Raw genomic sequence first — 19,986 nt, forward strand, 5'->3', positions numbered from 1 at the left:
TGTCTCCTTGTGGGATTACCATGTAATTTCTTTGACTTCTTCAATTGTCTTTGCATCTTTTACTTGAGGCTCTAAAAAGTCTCGAAACTTTGAAATATTATTTTGCTTATGCATAAGAATAGCTACAGTTAACTCACTCATAATTTCGGATGTAACAGGTATCCGTGTGTACTCTCCATCTTTTCTCACTGTCCACATGACTTCATCAACGATTCCTTCTTTCAACACTTCCTTTAGATCCCCGAAGTTTACTTGTGCTTCAAGATCATAAGAAAAATGGTACTCAACTCCATCAATGACATGAAAAAAGCCTGCTAAAATAGCAGACTCACATGCCTTATCTAATTCAATTATCTTCTTTTCTTTGGCATCTTTCAGTACCCCACCAGTATCCTTGAACAGCTTTCTGTTTTCGTATTTGTACGCAAATGGAGAGGATAAAACACCATGATTTTCTTCGACTTCAATTTCAATGCTGTTATTAGACGATGGAGAAGTTCCCCAACCGTCCACCCTACCATCTTCCAATACTTCTATGTAAATTTTTTTCAATCCGTTGGACTCCTTTCTTAATAAGATAGTACATACCTTAATACGTTCAAATCTTGAGGTGCTTCCCTGTTTCTGTCATGTCCATTTATTTCCGTGTCTGAACAATAAACATATTTCATTGAAGTTTCTGGACTTGAAATAGGAGTAGTTCCATTAATACACCACATACCACCTGCTGTTAAATTTGCGAACTCTTTAGGAACGTGTGTGAATCCCCAATGTGAGTTATCGGCACTTCCTGTATACCCACTCCAAACTAATATCCACCCATTAGGACACTCAGACATTTTCTTTGAGGGGGTTATTGTTTGGGAAGCCTGCACATACAAAGCTCCCTCCCAAAGAACCCCATAACCTTCTGTACCTATTGGATTACCATTTAAAATAACAACACCATCTTGTACTCTTAAAAGGTCGTAATCTTCTGGATTTGTAGAACCCGATTCAACACCATTTTTCAAGAAGTTTAAGCCTTCGCCTCCACCACCAGAATAATCATTAAAGAAAAGACCATTTAAACCTACAATGTCAGAGTTATTTAAGTCCATTGCTCCTGCGACATCTTCTTCACTTACATTAGAAGCCCATTTATTTGCACCAAAACGAAGACGGCTATTAATTAAAAGCTCATTTTGATTAGTTGGAAAGTCGTTTATACCAATAGATTTAAGTATAGGGTCAATAAAAAATAAAGGCTGTCCCGTGTCCAATTTTTGAGTTATTGTAGTACTGCCTAGTTCATCCATAACTCTGAACTCGAAGTTATAAGCCTTAGTGGAATCTAGTGTTAAGTTTATTTTTTCGCTTGAAAATTCCCCTCCACTTAAAGTGTGATCTAAGGAAGTCCAAAACCCAAAACCTGTCTCTTCAGAATCCTTGTATCTATACTCAATTTGATTTATTACATTCTTAGGTTCGTTATCTACACTTAACAAGGAAATGTCACCTTTAAGTTGGACTGTTGTAGTTTCCTCAAATCCATTTAATCTCTTTGTAGCTGAAACAATTGAAGGATTACTATAAGGAATCACATCTACTGGAATACTTGTAGTTGTAGTAAGACCCCTACTATCCACAGCTTTTACAACAAGTGATTGGTCATTATTTGCATCAATTGAACCGAAATCAAATTGCACATCATCACTTGAACTATAGTCAGCATTTTTACTTGTACCTGCTATTGTAGCTGAGTACGAAACCATTGAAGCTCCATTTTGAGCAGTTGCTTTTGCAGAAGCAGGAATAGTGACCACAAGGTTAGAATGATTGGAGATTATGTATTGATCGTTTAGTGTAATATCCTTCGTAGTTTGATTTGTGTCTGCATACGTATAATTTTCTTCAAATATCGGATTACTGTTTCTAACGTTGAAATTAAGTAATTCACTTGTGGTACTCCTAACCTTTATGCCATTGTAGAACGTCTCAACTTCAATTGAACCATCTTTACTCTTATCGTTCGGCATCTGATCATATAGACTCGTCTTTTCTGTTGCATCAGGAGTCCAAGAAAATGAAGAGTCTACATCTGTAAATGTCTTCGTGTATGAACCTAATTTTATTCTTAGATTATGTTCAAAATCAGAATGATCTTTATCCAGTGTTCCAGAGATTGTATCATCTACATAAACATAATGATCGAACTTGCTATTTGGTTTACTTGCAGACGGTGCTGTTAAAGTACCATCATAATATCTGCTACCAATCCAATTGTCTCCATCATATGTTTGAAGAATTACATGGGTTGGTGCGCTTGATCTTCCGTCTAACAGTTCAAAAATATTAGTATTCTGTAACAAACTGAATGAAGTTGACTTAGAAGTTTCAGAAGTGGATAGCAACACTTGATTTACGTGTTGTTCATCTCCTGATCTATCAAACACATACATTTCAACTTCATGCCTAAACCTAGAAGAATACCTTTTAATTGTTATTGTACGGTTACTACCTGCTGTCCAAGATGGACTAGAGGTTAAATGTGACTGTCTTGGAATCGTGTTTAATGTAAAGGATTGTTGATCTAAATCAATCCTACCTACCCAACCACTAATATCAACCTCAGCGTCAAAATAACCATCTAATGAAAAATTTCCTTTACCATCATCGTCATGATTAATTGTAAACTCGTAGGTCTGAATCCATTTCTTCTGATTAGCTTTAAGAGCAGCCATACCACTAGCTGTTCTTGTTACAAACGAACCGTTATTATATTGCATTGCACATGTTTTCGTTGCACTTGAGTAAACTGCACCGTAATCATCTCTAGCGATCCAGTACATCTTTGCAGTTACATCAGATTTATTTCCTGATATGTCTTGAGTTGCAGACCAATCAATTTGTAACCTCCAATGTCCATTTACATTCTTTCCAAAACTACCACTTAACGCCATACTATTTATCTATCCTTTCTTAATCAATACTTGGGATGAATGCCAGCCCCTTTATTTCAGGAGAGTCTACAACTACCATCTTTACAGGCTTAATGTTAATTTCTTTATCAACTTGTACTTTAGACACTTCTGTAACATCGCCATTTAACGTAAATACTTTTTCCATATAAACATTTCCCTCTTCATCTGCTACCTCTGAATACCCAGAAAACTCTTCAGGTGTGATTGCTGTATAACCTTTAGTATTGAATGAATTAACCTTGATACCGTTCATATCAATCCTTACATTAGTATTGTAAATTTCTCCATTAGCCATCGACCATTGACGGGGAGAGTCACCTTCGTTGAGCATAATGTTTGTGAAAGTAGCATCAGCATCATTTGACCCTACTCTAAGAGTAATATCATCCTCTTGAGCAATAAAGGTTGCTGAATAATATTTATATCCATCTGTATCCACATCGGTTTCAGTGTATTGAGAAAAGGCTCTACGGTCATCATTCATGTCACCGTTGTAAACTATCACATAAGCACGATTGTCGGAATTAGTTGCTTTAACATACCAAGACATTGTATATTCTTGACCAGCACTAACCTTAATATCTTGGTAAAGGTTTACCCAATCCGTACTCTTCTTGAAGTGAAAACCAGAACCAGCACCGATTTTTTTAAGTTCATCGTTTTGAATGGTTTCAGGTGTTCCACCACCGGTATACCAGAAATCCATATCTGCATAGCCAACAGAGTTGTTGATTAAGTTTGTTCCATTACTTTTAGAAATTTTAAAGTCAAAGGATTCTGCAGACTGTGTAAGTTCAGTCTTTGTGGCATAAGGAGAATAGTCAATATTAGCAATCTTATCGTCGGTGTTTGAATTGATTTCCTCAGCTTTTTGATCTAATTCGTCTTTAGATACCTTGTCGCCAAGTTCTTCTGCATTCGCCTTTTCATCCATTGAGTTTTGATAAGAAGGATTTGACATTACAGTTTTAACCATAGCATCTTCAGTAATCTTTTCTTCTGCATTTCCCACACGTGTATCTAATTGATCTGACATTTCTTTTGCTTTAGTCCATTCATTTTGCTTCATAGTTACGGATTGCTGTATTCTTTTAGCTGCAACAATAGGATCAACTCTTAATTGAGCATATTCCCCTAATACCACACTTCCCTTTTCAGGCTCAGTCGTACTAGATATTTTTTCTAATACACGAGCATTTAAGTAAAGCTCTGGTTCAAATGTTCTGTCTTTAATCATAATCGTGTCACCAATTGAAACATTTCCAATTAGAGAAATATCAACTTCATACTTATACTGAGGCTTATTATGCTTTTCTAATTGAGCACAAGTGTTGTTATACAATTCAGTTGGAGATGAAGCGGAATTATCTTGATAAATACCAAAGATATGTTTTCCATTGTTGCCGTATAATTCTAGGGCTTCTGGATCTGCTACAAAGTCATCACCAGTTTCAAATTTATCCCATTTAGGATCACCAACAGCCTTATCTTTAATCATCATTCCATCTCTAATACCAATCATGGCTGTGAAAAGTTGGTCAGTATTTTTAAGACGTCTTACACCTTGCAGGTTGTTACCATATTCAAATATTTTGTTAGTCTTACTTCCTCGTTTATCATATAGATTGACTACTTTTCTAACTATCCTCGTACCATTAAATTCAACCTTAAACTCAATTTCTGCATCGAATGCTTCTATTGCTTGATGAATTGCATCTAAAGAGGTAGGATAGTCTTGATATTGAATAGTCACTACATTATCGTAATAACTTTCACCTAACTCCCAACCAGTATTTGCAAGTAGCGTACTTACTACTTGGGTTAAATTTTGAGAAGTAAATTCTACAGGTCTAATTCGTTGTGTAAGCAGGTCTGCAGTAGCACCTGGCTCGCATTCTACAGTCTTTATCATTTGTTCCCCATGAATTTCTCGTATTCTTTTTATTCGATAAAACTCACTTCCATTATCATCTGTAAACACAACAAAACCTTCTGTTTCCAGAAGGCTTGCAGTCTTATGAATTACAGGAACATCAAAGGTTAATGTGTTGTATCCATTTAGAATTTGTTCTTTTCTATTGTCGTTTAAAATAGGGCAGCCATTTGGTATTGTATTATCTAAAATGCCTACTGGCTTATACTTAGCGTCTAAAACAAACCACATAGACTACTTCCACCTTTCTTTGAAGTTGATGACACAATCAGTAATTGCATCAGTATCAGAAACGGCAATACCATTTAAGCCCTTATCTAACATTAAAAAGGTTGATGAAGGGTATAACCTATCATAAAATTCTTCACCATTTAAATAAATTTCGCCCTTATCATTGTCAATTATTAGGTCATCGTCAACTCTAAATACAAAATCAATACTGTTCTCTTCAAAAGTAAGATGTTCCCATACAGTTGTGCGCCAGATAAACATATCATCAGTAGGTGCTCTGTCGTCATATGCTCCAATATGGATTTGAACGGCTGCTAAACCTTTTGAGTATGTATCTGATTGATCAATCCAGCTTCCTTCAAGTTTTTTGGTGTATCTTTCTTTATCTGAATCCCAATATCTGATACTTGCTTCCCACTCGTTTCCTTTACGGGAAATCTCCATTCTTCCGTAGAACTGGCTAAAATAATCTTTAGTTCTTCCAAAGTCATTAACAAAATAATGACCTTCTTGATAAGAGCCTGCTCGTGCTTCAAATTTTGGAAAGTCACCAGAAGTGTAATTATCAACCAATGCAACTTTACCAATTTTATTTCCATCTATGTCCAACAAGTAAAGCTCTACTCTGCCCTTTTGATCTTTATTCGTTGCTCTAAATCCTATATGCACATGGGCAGTGAAATCCTGAATTTCTGCTCCTATAGAGTGAATCATTGAAGCTCCATGCCACTTTGTTCCTTCTCCATAATCTTTACCGGATTGTCTGAATGACCTGTTATTCGTTTCAAATTCACCTACAACGCTACCACCATCAACACTAACTCCACTTGTCCAACCATCGAATGAATCCATTTCTCGGTAAACATGTTTAGGCTTAAGGTCTTTAATTACATTTACCTCTTCATCGAACGGCTCTCCAAAGTAAAGCATGTTATTATCTGTAGTTACAGCAAAATCAGTAACGTCTTTAACAAATCTCATAGACATAATTGGTGCAGTTTCTTTGTTACCCTCATTATTTACCATAGTCGTAGGATCTTCTTGATTGCCTTCATACACGTATTGCTTATCAGCTCCATAACCGTGAGGGTCATAACAGACAAATGTAATCTGTCCCTTACCAGAAGAACTGAACCGTTCGATGTCCGTTGAGCTTTCTACGATTGCCATGTAATAGATATTAGGTTTGTCTCTGAGAATAAACTTTTGAGGTTCATCATAGTCTAGCCAATCTGCTAAGTCATCCATCATTTCAAGAAGTGTCCTGTCTTTAGGAACTTTTATTGCTACATCAGCAACGAAAGTTCTAATTCCCAAAGTCTTATTTAAAAACATTTCACCATTTTTCATAGGTATGTTCATGGAATTTACTCTAGCTGGTGGGAGTGTTTGAGGTGTAACCCTTTCAACAATTAAAAAAGAGGGTGTTTCCACCCCCGCATAACTCTTTATTTCACTTGCCATTTAAATCACTCCATGCGCACGATTTTTGTCATTATCTTGTCGTTCTAATTCGTATCTAATTTCCTTAACCAATTCCTGTATATCATTACCTTTCGTATTACCTGTGTAAGCAACATAAACATTATAGTTATAATTGTTATTGCTTGTATTTGAGGTAGTGTTTCCACCTCTGGAATATCCGGCAGATGGTAAATCAGGCTGTGGCATATGAATCATACCAAGTTTTTCACCAGCTTGAAGCCATAACTCCTTCGCTCGATCACGGTATTGTTCGAGTGGAATTACAACTTCCTTTTTATTACCTTCACCGACCATAGCGTAATGCTCTTTATTGATGAATCCACCTTGTTCGTAACCTACATAACCTCCACCCTGAGACATAGCTGCGATACCCGGTGTGTTAAACACAGAGCCATAACGAGACTTAATGTAACGAATAGCTGCAACTGCATTATGTATAGGGTTATAAATATCATTCATACCCTTCATTTTATGAGCATTAAATGTAGGATCAATGGTCTGAAATAAACCCTTAGATGGTATCCCTCGTTTAGCGTTAATATCCCAAAGGTTGATTGCTCTAGGATTGTAGCCAGATTCTTTCTGTGCCTTAACCATCATAGCAGGAAGCCAAGACATAGGTGTATTGGTAACACTAAGTGCTTGTTTTACCCATCCTTCAACCTGCTTATTACTTGCAACTTTACCTGTGAAGCTACCTGCTCCGAATCCCCAATCGTCAATAAGGTCATCAATTAAATTCTTAGACCAACCGCCAATAATACCCGAAACGTTACCTACAGCATTTTTAAAGGTTTTAGGTAAGAGGCTGTCACCGAATCCCATTTTTTCAGCAGCTAGTTTCCATACAGCTTTAGAACCTTTTGTAATTACGTCAAAGTAATCTCCAATACCGTTAGCGTACATAGGCGGAAAATTATAAGAGCTAAGGAGAGCTTCTGTATGAGGGTTTGGAAGTACAGATGAGCCTGCAGGAAGGTTCTTGATAAACTCCGGTCCTTTAGTACCAAGCATAGTCAAACCTTTACCCGGAATATGGGCTAATTCTCGACCTTCTTCGCCTACAATTGCTTCTCCACCGGGATGCCTGTTGCCATTGTGTGTACCTTCTGCGTATTTTCCAACATCTCTGAATCCAGTTGCTTTTTCGCCTTTATGCTTATAGCGTAACTTTACCGTACCCTTTTTCTTAAGTTTATCCATGCCGAATAGGTCTCTAATCCAGTTTACAGCGTCAATAACTCCACCATACATTTTGTCCCAACCATTGAGGACTTCACCAGTTTCCCAGTTTACATCATCAACGTGTTCGCCAGCTTGATCTCGTGCGGAACGAACAACATCCTCATGCATATTGTTAGCATTTCTTACTACACCGTCTTTTTGTAACTCAGCTTCGTCAATTAATTTCTGAGCTTGTTCTTCCGAAATAACCCCTAGAACATCTCGTTGGTATGTAATATTGTCAACAGTATCCTCGTATTGCTTTTCAGCATTTTCAACTGTTTTATCACGTTGTTCTTTTGAGTTAGCTACAACGTCTGCTGCTTGTCTTGCTGTAATGTTTTCAGCTTGGTCTTTTAGCCTACCTAAGATAATCATTTGCTCTTCTTCCGATTCGCTCATAGTTTTCACGGCAGATTCTTTCATTTTGTCCTGAATACCTTCGATTTCTATACGTTCGGATTCTGTTAAAGCACGTTTTTCATTACTTGCCGTATTAACAATTTCAGCTATTTGATCTTCGTACTCTTGCTGTTTTTCTTTTCTTGTAGCATGTTTCTTGTCCATATCTTCAAGTATTTTTGCTTCTTCTTCGGCTGATAAAGCACTACTGTCTTCAAACAATTTCTTAGTTTTCCCAAGTTCTTCCTCGTGTCTTTCGTCCATCTTTGTAAGTATAGTGTTATTCATTTCATCATATTGACCTATTAAGTCTTCAGCCATATCTTTTGTGATTTCCGATTGCGACCATGCCATTTCGTTTAAAGCTAAAGTAGCATCTTCATCCATTTTCATGTAATCCCCAACAGCTTTTTGTGTTGAGTCAGATACTTTATCATTAAACAAATCCATTGAAGGAATAACTTCTTCATTAGCTTCCTTAAAGCCTTTCACTGCCGCAACTACTCCACCGAAAGGAGTTGCTAAGGCTAGTATATTTGTTGCCAAAGGTCCGATCTTCTCATTAAGTTTATCCCAGTTTTTCCATAAGAGGACTCCACCTGCAACAAGTCCGCCAATAGCTGCAACTGTTATTCCTATCGGTCCGGTAGCTAAACCTGCTATAGCTGCACCTAATCCACCTGCACCAGCAATAGAACCAATAACTCCTGAAACAATCGGTACTAACCCACCTATTACCCCTGCAATTGATCCTACAGCCACAAGTAACGGACCTGCTGCGGCAGTTACTGCACCTAATTTAAGGGCAAAATCCTGTGTTTTAGGAGATAAATCATTCCACCAATCAACCATACTGCTTACACCATCAGTTATTTTAGGAAGGATATCTTCCCCAACAGCTAAGAGTTTTTCGCCTAGTGGTACTAAGTCTTCCTGTGCAGTACGAAAAGCAACCTTTAATTTATGACCGAATGACTTATCTACATTTTCACCTGAGTTAGCCATTGCTCCATCAACATTTTCTAGCTCACCAGTAATGTTACCCATAGCGTACATAGAATCTTGTTCAAGGTCTTCCCATTTAGTACCGTATAGCTCTACTCCTATTTGGTTAGCTTCTACTTGATCTTCCATTCCTGAAAGGTCTTTGATTGCAGAGTTATGTAAGTCTTTAATAGTAGCTTCACCATTTTTGAAGTCCTCAAATACACCTTGAGTAGTCGGGGATAATTGACCAATAGCCTCAGCTACCCCTTCAGTTCCATCTTTAGTACGAATTTGAAACTCTTTCATAACATCGTTTATGTAATCGAGATTATAAACACCTGAATCAGTACCCTTTTTCAGTAGTTCAAAATATTCTTCTGCAGAAAATCCCATATCTTTATACAAAGGTGCATACTCAGCAAGATTGTCAAACATTTCATTAGAGAAATTCAAGCCATTTTGAGCACCCCATGCCATTAAATCAAAGGCTTCTTCTGAAGTTTCTCCGAAACCTTGCATAAGGTTATTTCCTGCTCTTGTAACTTCATTTACGTCAGCATCGAATACTCCTGCTAATGTCATTGCGTCTCTGGTTACTTGCTCTAAATCAGACTCATTTAAGTCTTTCATGTTCTGTTTTACTTGAATAATACCATCTTCGACAGCACCCATATCTTCACCGAAACCGTCTTTCCATATATCACGGGCTGTTTGGGTTAATTTTTCAGCTTCTTCTTTAGTCGATCCAAAGTATTGTTGTAATCTCTGCCTTGAAGAATCGGCATCATCAGCAACTTTTCCAAGAGCCGTACCTAAACCACCAATAAGAGGGGTAAGACTTGAAGACAGTTTACCGCCCACATCTTTTGATTTATCACCAAACTTCTCAAGTCCCTCTTGTGCTTTCTTAGCTCTGCTAGTTTGATCTTTTAAGGCTTTCTCAACGTCTTTGATTTGCCTCTCCGTCTTATTCATTGCGTTTTTAGTTTTATTGTACTGTATAAGAAGGTTTTCAGAGGCTTTATCATCTTTCCCTTTAGCCTTTACAGAATCGTCGTATCTTTTCTTCAATTCTTTTAACTTAGCTTCCTGCAAGCCGAATTGTCTGGTAAGCATCTCATTCTTGGCTTTAAGACCATCGGCTGATTGAGCAAAATCTTTAGTACCATCATGGACAGCATCAAACTCAGACTTTACACCTTTCAGCTTTCGGTTTAAATCTACCAAACTGGTAGTTGCTTGCGCTGAATCCAAACCAAGAGAGATCTTAAAAGCACCTAAGCCTTCTGACATAATCCCACCTCTTTTCTTAATTCACTTTTAAAAGAAATCCAACGCATCTATACTCACTCTTTCATTTTTACCAATTTCTCGTTTTTTCGTTTTTGCATTTACATTGGTATTCTGTTGAGGCTTAGTCATTTTCTTTTTCATGTCCCAAATAAGATTCAATTTTCTCATTGTCATTCTCCAAAATCTTTCTTCGGGAATATTTAATTCTTGAGTAGCTAAATAATAGTACCAATCCCAAGCAATAGGATTGTCTTGAGATTGGTTATTTAGTTTTTTGAGTCTTCGTCTTCCTTACTTTCTTCTTTAGAATTGTCCTCTTGCTTAAGTTGTGGGAAGAATAACGTTATACCATCAATAATTACTTCAAATATTTCTTCATAATATTTCTTATCTGCAGCCATAATTTGCCCCAAATATCGACCAACTTGATTAAGAGTAAGGTCAAACTCTTCATTTTCCTTTTCTACTAAGTGTCCAGCTAGTAAAGAAGCATATAGTAATGCACGTAAACATTTAACATCTCCCGTAGCCATTCCATTAACAGCTACGAATGGATCAATATAATGATCTTGTAACTCGCATAAAGCGTTAAAATCAAACGTCAATGGTCTTTCTTTGTCCAACTCGATATTCACTAATTTTGCTTGCTTAAAATCTTTACCTTTAATCATTTATAAATTCCTCATTTCTATAATTGGTTGAAAATAAAAAAAGGGGCAAGGAGATTAAAACTCCCTACCCCTTAGTATTTATAATGTTTTATGCAGTAGTATCTTCAGGAGTTTCATAAACAGCGTCAAACCAAGTGTCTGTTGTGCCAGCTCCTACTTCTTCATCGTCAGAATCTACTCTTGCTCTCCATTGTCCATCATCACGTTTAACGAATGTACCAGAAATAGACTGAGTTTGGTGGTCAGCAGAGTCAGCTTGTGTTTGGAAAGTCTCTTCTGGTGATTGGAATTTACCTTTGTAAAGCCAAACATAACGATATTCACCATTTGACTTCTTAGAACGGAAGCCCATAGCAAAGAAAGGTGCTAAATCCTTAGCTGAGTCAATCACTACTCCGTTAGAATCCTTTTCTTTACCAAGTAAGAGTGCATAATTTTCTGAACCTAATTCGTTAATTGTAAATGAAACTTCAACAGAAGAGAACTGTGTAATGATCTCAGCAACCGTATCATCTGCGAATAGATTTTGAGTATCAACAGATGGTGTAATGTTAGCGTCAATCGCATCTTTAATATGTACAGGTGTGTCGTAAGTTTCCACACCGTCTACTTCTTCTAATTTTGCAACGTATAATTTATCTAGACCAACTAAAGCCATTCTAATTTCCTTCTTTCATAATAATTTTTTATGAGCAGGGCAGCATATCCACCTTCTACTCGACTTGCTTATTCAACCTAAAGGACAAGTTTTTACGGTACGTTTTTGTACTAATATCATACAACTCCATAGCCCAAGTCCTTCTAAATCCATGTTCCTTTAAAGCATCTTTAACTTGCTGTTCCAATGTTTCAAGATTTCCCTTGCTATAAAGATCAACTTGTATACTATAAATCGTTGATTTCTCATCATCGTCAGCAATCAATCCTGACCTTTCGTTATAAGTGAAGAATGTTATATAAGTTGTTTCCGAACCTGTATAATGGTGAAAAGCAACAGGGGCATAAGGTTTAAGAGCATTTATGATAGTTGAATTTACACTCATAATTTAGTCGCCTTCCTTATTACTTCACCCATTGCTTGCTGAATCTCTCCTACACTGTTCTCTAATGAAGGACGCATAAACGGTTTTGCGGGAATTGAAGGAGTAGTATAAGTCTTACCATCTTTACCTTTGTATGTACCGCTTTTAGCACCGACTTCATGGAAAAATAAATAAAAGAAATCATCAGATACACCAATATCGTACAGGTCTTCATTTACATTCTTAACAACCTTGAAATTATCACGGGCATGTCGCTTATTTTGGCTTGATACAGGCACATTAGGATGCTTCTCGATCTTACTTTTTACGACTTCTGCGCCTGTTTTCATAGCCTTATCTTTCGTTTCACCGTCAAGATTTTTAGCCATCTTAGCTATTTCCCTAGTTAAATCATCGAATTTTTCTAATCCTTGAACGCCAAACTTGGACATTAAGACACTTCCCTTCCCATAATAGTTAGGGTAATATTTGCCTCATTGTCGTTAATGACTGATTCAATTTCATAAACCCTATCTTTGTAGATAACTTTCATACTATCATCTACGTGTAACCCTTTACGATAACGAATAATAAACCTTGTGATATTCTCAGTCTGATCTGCTTTAGCTTTGTGATATTCTTGTGCTGAGACAGGTTTAACCTTTGCTCGGACACTGTAAGTAGTAGGCTCAGGGTTTTCAATTAAATATCCATCATGGTCATACTGTGGCTCATCAGATGATTTACCTTGTATTTTGATACGCTTATTAAGATCCCCTGCTGAAATCATTCCTCTTCTTCCTCTACATGTGTATAAGTCAACTGAGCCAGTAAAGCTCTTACAGTGAAATCCACTTTATTTACAGCAACGTGTGAACTGGAAACAATTGACCTGTGATCATACCAGTGTGAAGTGAGCAATTTAACTATCAATTTTGCAGTGTCAGGCTGTTCATCTTCAAATTTGAATCCCGTAGCCCTCTTTACATAGTCTTCAGCAGCCAGAATAAAACTGTTAATATCCGCATCTTCTTCAATATCATCTGGTTCCAATCTCAAATAGCTTTTCATTTCGTCTAGGGTGACTAAAATTGGTTCTAACATTTAATCGCCTCCCCTAATTTAAGAAGGGGCTTATAAGCCCCATTTCAATTATGCAGTTTCAGTCACGTCAATTTCTGCTAGTACATATGCACTTGAATCAGCCTGACGCACGTCAAACCTCTCAACTACACGAGCAACGTTTTGGTTCTTAGTGAATCCAGCTTCTGTAGAAACAGCTACTTCATAAACGCCACGGTCAAAGAATTTAGCACCTTCGCTAGTAGCACCGATAAACATTGGAGCTTTGTATCCATCAGTTTCATCACCAGTTGTAGGAAGTTCTGCGTTAGAATAAACGTGTACTGGAAGACCAAGTACTAGGTATTGAGTAGCGTTTGCAGGGTCTTTCTGAAGTAATGGACGACCATTTTCATCTTCCATACCATCAAGAGCATTGAAAGCGTCTTGGTTCATAGCCATTACAGCCAGTGCTTTGATTGCAGGATCAAGGTCAACATTAACGATTTTCTTAAGAGATTTAAGGTCAGTAACAGCTTTAGCAGTCTTACCTTGTTTAAGTGCAGCAAAGATTTTAGCATTTTCAGTACGAATAGCTTTCTTAGCGAAATGTCCATTAAGGAAATTCATGAAATTAGCTGTTTCGTCTTGAAGGAAACTACGAGAAATAGGAGTTACAGAACCATAGTTAGCAACTTTGTACTCAATGTTACGGAATTTAGGCTGTTGTTCAGCAAGACCACTGTTATCTTCGTCAAAGTTTACAAGCTCAGTAATACCAGCAAGGTCTTCTTGTACGAAAGAACCGGCTTCAGTAGATACAGGAACAGTACCAATGATGTCTTTTGCAGACTTATATTGACGCTTAAGTTCGTTAATTTCATTTTTGATTTCTTCTGGTACTAGGTATCCTCCCTCAGCACTAACAGATGCTTGAACAAGAGCTCTTTCTTCTTGTGTAAGAGACTTCCCTTGTACTGCTTTAGTAAATACTGTACGGATCTCTAATTTTTGTTCTTTGTTATCACGTTTTTCCATTTTAATTTCCACCTCACGCTGTTCTTCTTTATCAAGTTCCATTTGGATTTCAATTTGTTTTTCTAGTGAACGTAATTCTTCTAACTTAGTACTTGCTTCCTCAATCTTGTTTTCTGCGTTTAGAGAACGCACTTCTTCTTTAAGTCCAGCCTTCATTTGCTTTAATTCATCTACTTTTTTCATTTAAAATTACCTCTTCCATTAATTTTTGGTATTAAAAAAGAACTTTCCTTTTAGAAAAGTTCCAGTTCAATTTCTATTTGTTTTTGTCGAAGTGCTCTTGCTTCCTTTTGTGCTTGAGCCTTCCTTAAATCTTCTTGAGCTTTCTTATGATCCTCTAGACTACGTTGTGCAATCGTTGATTCACTTGCCTGATAAGCAGGGTATGTAACTACAGATACATCGAAAATTTTGTCGAAACGCTTTATGGTACGTAAGTAAATATCATTTTGTTCATCATATTCCCATTCGTCACCGTCACCTGTAATACTGAATCCAAAGGAGCTTTGATCTATGTCGCCTCGCCCCATAGAGAAGGCTAAATCTCGTGCAAAAGACGTATCTGGTGGATCAATTATGTATTTTAGACCGAACTCGTCAACTTCGAGAGTTAATGTTCCTGATTTTGAGCGAGCTAACACCATATTAGGATCGTGATTAAAAAGTCCTCTCACATCACTCATATCAGCACCATTTAATGCAGATGGATCTATAACTTCCACAAATCCACCTAGATTCTCTGATTTTGAGTTAAATTTAAGAGCATAACCAACAATAACCTGTTTATTCTCATCATTCTCGCTTGCTCTAAGCTCAATCGGCATCGTTAGAGTCCTTGTTTCCTTGTTCATCGTCAATGTTTTCACCTCCTTCAAAGGCATCTTTGCCCTGACTTTCATAAGCCATTCCTACTTTATCAAGAGGTTGCATTGTTCCATTGACAATTAATCGGTCTCCGCCTTCTGCAGATATCAAATCTTCCTTTTTCCTTGCTTCATTTGGCTTCAAGAAACCCTTTTCAATTCCTATCGCATAAGCGTCATAACGAGTCTTAATATCAGCTCTGAGGATAGCATCAACATTAAACTTAAAGAATTTACCTTGGTTAATTTCCTTCTCAGTTAGTAACTTGTATGTAAGTTCTTGCTCATACATAGTGAGGATGGATTGTAATGTATCTCGATAAAATTCTTCATTCTGCTGAGTAACATTATTAAATTTAGCCCCAGACAAATCATTGATCATATGCTGCTTGATACCAAATGCACTTGCTATCTGTCTGATTGACAAGTTAGTTATTTCAAAGAATTGAGCATCAGCCATTGAAGTATTTATGGTTTGAAATTGGTATCCCGGTGGAACAGGCAGGATCTTACCTACGTTATCCATACCATTAGCCATTTTTTCAAACCTTTGTTTGACTCTGTTGATAGCTTCTGGTTCAATATCTCCAGTGTATTGTAAAAGCCCTTTAGCTGTTAGACCGCCTTTAAAATACTTATTTACATAATCAGAACTGTATTGCAGATTCTCTACAACAGTTGATAAGTAATCCTTGATCGGCATACCGTGAATACCATCACGAGTTAAACCTTTGAAATGTAAAACTTCTTCACTTCTGAACTTAAACTCTCTTGTATTCTGTTTGTAAACGTACCAAATAGCACTGTCTTTACCAATAATGGCATTATTATCAACCCAAATTTCAACATTAGCCATATCTAATGGATGCAAACCTTCCACTTTACCGTTAGGTGCAGTATGGATAGCAACAACAGAGTGACCGAAATAATTACGTTGAAACTCGACCATCTTCCAAAAATCAGAGGAAGACATGTTCTTATTAGGTCTTAACTTCATTTTATTATGTAGATAATGCTTACTAGCAACATCTGTTCCATTAGTGGACTCTTCATACAACTTTAATGGGAGTTTCGACACAGTATCACTAAGAATACGTAAACAAGTATAGAATGTAGCTTCACGAGCTTTATTACTCGATATACCGTCTATGTCAATCCCTAATGACCTTGCAAGTTCTTCATCAGTTGTTGTTAAACTTCTCTTACTAATCTTGTTTTTCTTGAATAGCAACTAATTCACCTCCCTCCACGAGCAAGTATATTGGAATCCAAGAAACCTAAGCCCACAAGTACCATAAATACGCCTGCTACATACAAGGCAGGTGCAATTCCAAATGAAATCAATGTTGCAACTACGATTAGCAGCAATCCTAAGAAAATCAATACGTCTTCTACATTGTCAGTTACAAATTCGACTGTATTCTTACTCTTTTTTAGAGTTTTAACTTTAGTTTTAGAACATGTTTTCTTAATCTTAGACCATGTTTCCTTCAATTTTTCTTTCACCTTATCACCATCCCAACTTATCTAACTCTTCGTCACTGTAATTACCTACATCGCCGTATTGATAATGGAATCTTGCATGAGCATGTGCGGTTATAATACTTGCTACTGGATCAATTCTTTGACTTGATTTCGATTTATCCAACATGAAATTTTCGTTATGATCCATTTTTGTGACAGCATTACCCATAGCAAAATTAATTACAGGGTTATTATCATGAATTATTTTTTCTTGATACACCAATTCTCTAAAATCTTTTGAAGCTGGTGCTAATGTCTTCATACCTTGAACGACTTTAACTGTTATGTAACCTAAATCTGCAGCATTATTAGCAAATTGAGTGGCGTTCCAATCGTCATAATAGAGAGCTTTAACTTTCCAATTGTACTTTTCAACCTGTTCGTCTATATACTTTTGCAGAAACCGATAATCCACTACATCTCCGGGGGTAAATGAGAGCCAACCTTGACGTTCGTATAAGTCATACGGCACTTTGTCGGTATTCATCTTAGACATTAACGTATTCTCAGGCATAAACGAGTGTCCTTTGACAACAAATTTATCTTCGCCAATAGGTATTAAAAAAGCCACACTCGTTAAATCGAGAGTAGCACTCAAATCTATTCCTATATAAACTTCTTTACCTGAGATATCAGGAAGGCTTTCACCCTTTCCAATACCACAATTATTCCAACGTTTAAGATCCATATAGCCATTTTCTTTTGCTTGAACCCAAATATTCATGTGTTTAGTTAGAAATTCAGTCATTTTTTCTGGTTGTTCTAAGGCTACTTTCAATCTGCTTCTTAAAGCATCCATACCTTCTTCATAAGTAGCAACGATGGGGTTTGCCTTTATCCAGTTTTTTTCCAATTTTATGTCATCTTCTGGCTCTAATTCGCAGATCATAGCGAAATATTCATCATTATCGACAGTACTTTCAGGGTCTAATATTTTAGATACGTATTCATACTCTTTAAAGCAAGGAACATTTAAATCAAGACCTGCTGTGGTTATGACTACATGGAGGGTGTTCAGCCTACCAATCATACCTGATAATAAAACGTCAAATATTTCAGATGTCTCATGGGCATGGTACTCATCAATAATATTAAGAGAAGGGAATTTACCATCTCCGGTTTTTCTCGCTTCTTTAGATAATGGTTGAATTACAGATCCACTTTTTTTATGTGTAATGACTCCGTAAGAGGTCTTGTATTTACCACTTAAGAATTTTGCATTATCAATTTGATCTAATATCTGTTGATACACAATCTTCGACTGTTCTTTGGTTACGCCAGCTATGTAAATCTGTTGTTTTTCTTCGCTTAAGAAACCTACATATGATGCTATTAATGCTTGCAGTTGCGATTTCGCTTGTTTCCTAGCTAATTGTATGTAAACACGTTTGAACTTTCGTGTATGGTTCTTTTTAGACTTCCAACAAAAGATATTTGCAACTAGAAACAACTGGAAATCAGTTAACTCAATAGGTTGATTAGCAAGTTTTCCTTCAACATGCTTGAACATTTTTGCCCAATCGTAGAAATCAATCAGCTCATCACCATCGAAGTAATACTCAAAATCATCATCTTCAATCTTATTTACATCGTCAAAGAACCTTTGACATGCTTGGACGTGCTTTTTGCAAGCCAGAATATCCCCTTCAACTATGTCAGTTGCATAACTCCATACTCTTTCAATCAGGCTCATACTCGACCACCAAATTTATTGCCTTCATCATCTTCTTTGACTTCATTAATCATGTTTCTAGCTAATGAAGCACGAGCAGCAGGCGTTAATCCAAACTCACCCATTAATTTGCTCATCTGATCAAAGGCTTGTTTCTTCTTAGTCAGGAGTGGATGAGGAATACTGTTTGTTGCCCCTGCTTTGTTCGTTTGCTCAATAGTAAAACCTTCTTCTTCAACGGTTCTTGTACATTCTATGTAATCAAGTAAAGCATCAGCGTATAAGGCTAAAGCATTGACATCAACATTCTTAAGTAATCCAGAACCCTTGAACTCTTTAACCAGTTTATTAAAGTGTTTCTTAGCTTCTTTCCTAAGCCAAGTTGGTGCTCTAACTGCATCGTCTTTAAAATTCATGTCCTCTTCTGCTTGCTTTCTTTTTTCTAATTCATCATTAGAACGATGACTCTTTGAACCCTCTAACAAATGCAAATGAGCAGGTTTTGCTTTTCTTCCCATCGGTATCACTCCTTTCTAAGTGGATTTACTTTTCCCCATCCCCAAATTAAAGGGGAGTTTGTTCACAGAAGACTTGCCGGCGACTACTGAAACATATTTTAAAGTTTTCGACTATCCCCCCATGCCATAAAAAATTTTTCTTCATCAATCTCTCAATTTAAAAAATTCATTTTACTTTTTCATTCATAATTTTATTCAATAAAAAAACATTCGATCAAATATTAATCACGAATGTCTCACCATATTCTAATTCCATAACCATAAACCCTAAACCTTATTCCATAATGCTAATTCCTAATCCTATTGCCTAATACCTATTGCTTAGTCCTATGTATGGATTGGTGACAGGAAACACAAACACTTTGTAAGTTACTTAGTGTTAACCTTAGTGACCAATCTTCCTTGACCTCAACGATGTGGTGAACAATGTCAACAGGTGTTAGCTTATCCTTGGTCATACATATCTCACACAATGGATTCATCTGTCTCTTCACATTCCTTAGATTGATCCATGCTTTACTTGAATAGAACTTCTGTTCTCTCTTATCATTACGATTCTTCTTGTATTCTTTATGTACTTCTTTACTATGCTTATCACAGTACGTATCCTTAGTTAGTACAGGGCAATGCAAATAGGCACATGCTTTAAAAGACTTACCAGGCATAGATAAATACCTACCCTTCTCAAATAAATCCCTTCCGTTACAAACGGGGTAGCCCATCTAAAACACTTACCCCATCAATACACTGTGGGTATCCCTAACCTTACAGTCAGATACCCTTTAACAATAACGGCATAGCTATATCAATACAGTGAGATAGGCTATTACATAATGGCATAAGAAAAGAGGTACAGCATAAGCCATACCCCTATCGTGTAGAACACTATCCCCTATTTAGTTACTCATCATCTAACCCTAACTCCCGTATCTTCTCAGTTACTAACCTCTCAATAACAAATGCAGCAGAGATGTTAAGTTTGCTACCTGTCTGTTTGTATAACTCTTCCTTATAATGAGCTACTAACTTTTCCATATCATCTACAGTATCCTGTTCTAATCTGTAACTCTTTTGCACCTTCAAAATAAACACTCCTAA

At 36.8% G+C, this 19,986-nt stretch carries 19 protein-coding genes; all 19 read right to left on the reverse strand.

The window, feature by feature from the left end:
* Positions 1 to 15: 15 nt before the first annotated feature.
* Complete coding sequence (locus C1A12_RS12545) at positions 16 to 552, reverse strand: hypothetical protein (protein WP_101844208.1); 537 nt, start codon at positions 550 to 552, stop codon at positions 16 to 18.
* A gap of 17 nt (positions 553 to 569) precedes the next feature.
* On the reverse strand, positions 570 to 2,942 hold the full coding sequence (locus C1A12_RS12550; RefSeq protein WP_101844209.1) for a hypothetical protein: 2,373 nt from the start codon (positions 2,940 to 2,942) through the stop codon (positions 570 to 572).
* Positions 2,943 to 2,961: 19 nt separating this feature from the next.
* On the reverse strand, positions 2,962 to 5,127 hold the full coding sequence (locus C1A12_RS12555; RefSeq protein WP_101844210.1) for a phage tail spike protein: 2,166 nt from the start codon (positions 5,125 to 5,127) through the stop codon (positions 2,962 to 2,964).
* A gap of 3 nt (positions 5,128 to 5,130) precedes the next feature.
* Positions 5,131 to 6,591: a distal tail protein Dit gene (locus C1A12_RS12560; protein ID WP_101844211.1), complete on the reverse strand. Its 1,461-nt coding sequence runs from the start codon at positions 6,589 to 6,591 to the stop codon at positions 5,131 to 5,133.
* Positions 6,592 to 10,518, reverse strand: coding sequence for a phage tail tape measure protein (locus C1A12_RS12565; RefSeq protein WP_101844212.1), 3,927 nt, complete (start codon positions 10,516 to 10,518; stop codon positions 6,592 to 6,594). It lies immediately after the preceding gene.
* A gap of 266 nt (positions 10,519 to 10,784) precedes the next feature.
* Positions 10,785 to 11,189 carry a hypothetical protein gene (locus C1A12_RS12570; protein WP_101844213.1) on the reverse strand — a complete coding sequence of 135 codons (405 nt, stop codon included), beginning with the start codon at positions 11,187 to 11,189 and terminating at the stop codon, positions 10,785 to 10,787.
* Between the two features lie 88 nt (positions 11,190 to 11,277).
* Positions 11,278 to 11,847 (reverse strand): major tail protein, encoded by a 570-nt coding sequence (locus C1A12_RS12575; protein WP_101844214.1) that lies wholly within the window; start codon positions 11,845 to 11,847, stop codon positions 11,278 to 11,280.
* 55 nt (positions 11,848 to 11,902) lie between these two features.
* Entirely contained in the window at positions 11,903 to 12,232 is a 330-nt protein-coding gene (locus tag C1A12_RS12580) for a hypothetical protein (RefSeq protein ID WP_101844215.1), read from the reverse strand.
* On the reverse strand, positions 12,229 to 12,663 hold the full coding sequence (locus C1A12_RS12585; protein ID WP_101844216.1) for an HK97-gp10 family putative phage morphogenesis protein: 435 nt from the start codon (positions 12,661 to 12,663) through the stop codon (positions 12,229 to 12,231). The genes C1A12_RS12580 and C1A12_RS12585 overlap by 4 nt, the downstream gene beginning before the upstream one ends.
* The gene (locus C1A12_RS12590; protein WP_101844217.1) at positions 12,663 to 13,001 is read right to left on the reverse strand and encodes a phage head closure protein; all 339 of its coding nucleotides are present in this window, start codon (positions 12,999 to 13,001) and stop codon (positions 12,663 to 12,665) included. Before C1A12_RS12590 ends, C1A12_RS12585 begins: the two co-directional genes overlap by 1 nt.
* Entirely contained in the window at positions 12,998 to 13,315 is a 318-nt protein-coding gene (locus tag C1A12_RS12595; protein WP_101844218.1) for a head-tail connector protein, read from the reverse strand. The genes C1A12_RS12590 and C1A12_RS12595 overlap by 4 nt, the downstream gene beginning before the upstream one ends.
* A 48-nt stretch (positions 13,316 to 13,363) precedes the next feature.
* On the reverse strand, positions 13,364 to 14,494 hold the full coding sequence (locus C1A12_RS12600; protein WP_101844219.1) for a phage major capsid protein: 1,131 nt from the start codon (positions 14,492 to 14,494) through the stop codon (positions 13,364 to 13,366).
* A 50-nt stretch (positions 14,495 to 14,544) separates the two neighbouring features.
* Complete coding sequence (locus tag C1A12_RS12605; RefSeq protein WP_101844908.1) at positions 14,545 to 15,162, reverse strand: HK97 family phage prohead protease; 618 nt, start codon at positions 15,160 to 15,162, stop codon at positions 14,545 to 14,547.
* Positions 15,125 to 16,405 carry a phage portal protein gene (locus C1A12_RS12610; RefSeq protein ID WP_101844220.1) on the reverse strand — a complete coding sequence of 427 codons (1,281 nt, stop codon included), beginning with the start codon at positions 16,403 to 16,405 and terminating at the stop codon, positions 15,125 to 15,127. Before C1A12_RS12610 ends, C1A12_RS12605 begins: the two co-directional genes overlap by 38 nt.
* Before the next feature lie 5 nt (positions 16,406 to 16,410).
* A complete protein-coding gene (locus tag C1A12_RS12615; protein WP_145997049.1) occupies positions 16,411 to 16,668 on the reverse strand; it encodes a hypothetical protein in 258 nt (85 codons plus the stop codon).
* A gap of 16 nt (positions 16,669 to 16,684) precedes the next feature.
* Positions 16,685 to 18,391 carry a terminase large subunit gene (locus C1A12_RS12620; protein ID WP_101844222.1) on the reverse strand — a complete coding sequence of 569 codons (1,707 nt, stop codon included), beginning with the start codon at positions 18,389 to 18,391 and terminating at the stop codon, positions 16,685 to 16,687.
* On the reverse strand, positions 18,388 to 18,897 hold the full coding sequence (locus C1A12_RS12625) for a phage terminase small subunit P27 family (protein WP_200816589.1): 510 nt from the start codon (positions 18,895 to 18,897) through the stop codon (positions 18,388 to 18,390). Before C1A12_RS12625 ends, C1A12_RS12620 begins: the two co-directional genes overlap by 4 nt.
* Positions 18,898 to 19,202: 305 nt before the next feature.
* Complete coding sequence (locus tag C1A12_RS21600; RefSeq protein WP_306417005.1) at positions 19,203 to 19,610, reverse strand: HNH endonuclease signature motif containing protein; 408 nt, start codon at positions 19,608 to 19,610, stop codon at positions 19,203 to 19,205.
* 178 nt (positions 19,611 to 19,788) lie between these two features.
* Positions 19,789 to 19,971: a hypothetical protein gene (locus C1A12_RS12635; protein WP_101844224.1), complete on the reverse strand. Its 183-nt coding sequence runs from the start codon at positions 19,969 to 19,971 to the stop codon at positions 19,789 to 19,791.
* Between the last annotated feature and the right edge of the window lie 15 nt (positions 19,972 to 19,986).

This window comes from Halobacillus sp. Marseille-P3879 (genome assembly GCF_900240285.1).
GTDB lineage: Bacteria > Bacillota > Bacilli > Bacillales > Halobacillaceae > Halobacillus_A.

Coding starts and splice junctions, on each gene's coding strand:
- C1A12_RS12585 (WP_101844216.1), bottom strand. CDS start 12,663: ATGTCCAAGTTTGGCGTTCAAGGATTAGAAAAATTCGATGATTTAACT.
- C1A12_RS12555 (WP_101844210.1), bottom strand. CDS start 5,127: ATGTGGTTTGTTTTAGACGCTAAGTATAAGCCAGTAGGCATTTTAGAT.
- C1A12_RS12565 (WP_101844212.1), bottom strand. CDS start 10,518: ATGTCAGAAGGCTTAGGTGCTTTTAAGATCTCTCTTGGTTTGGATTCA.
- C1A12_RS12560 (WP_101844211.1), bottom strand. CDS start 6,591: ATGGCAAGTGAAATAAAGAGTTATGCGGGGGTGGAAACACCCTCTTTT.
- C1A12_RS21600 (WP_306417005.1), bottom strand. CDS start 19,610: ATGGGCTACCCCGTTTGTAACGGAAGGGATTTATTTGAGAAGGGTAGG.
- C1A12_RS12620 (WP_101844222.1), bottom strand. CDS start 18,391: ATGAGCCTGATTGAAAGAGTATGGAGTTATGCAACTGACATAGTTGAA.
- C1A12_RS12595 (WP_101844218.1), bottom strand. CDS start 13,315: ATGTTAGAACCAATTTTAGTCACCCTAGACGAAATGAAAAGCTATTTG.
- C1A12_RS12570 (WP_101844213.1), bottom strand. CDS start 11,189: ATGATTAAAGGTAAAGATTTTAAGCAAGCAAAATTAGTGAATATCGAG.
- C1A12_RS12590 (WP_101844217.1), bottom strand. CDS start 13,001: ATGATTTCAGCAGGGGATCTTAATAAGCGTATCAAAATACAAGGTAAA.
- C1A12_RS12580 (WP_101844215.1), bottom strand. CDS start 12,232: ATGAGTGTAAATTCAACTATCATAAATGCTCTTAAACCTTATGCCCCT.
- C1A12_RS12575 (WP_101844214.1), bottom strand. CDS start 11,847: ATGGCTTTAGTTGGTCTAGATAAATTATACGTTGCAAAATTAGAAGAA.
- C1A12_RS12600 (WP_101844219.1), bottom strand. CDS start 14,494: ATGAAAAAAGTAGATGAATTAAAGCAAATGAAGGCTGGACTTAAAGAA.
- C1A12_RS12550 (WP_101844209.1), bottom strand. CDS start 2,942: ATGGCGTTAAGTGGTAGTTTTGGAAAGAATGTAAATGGACATTGGAGG.
- C1A12_RS12605 (WP_101844908.1), bottom strand. CDS start 15,162: ATGAACAAGGAAACAAGGACTCTAACGATGCCGATTGAGCTTAGAGCA.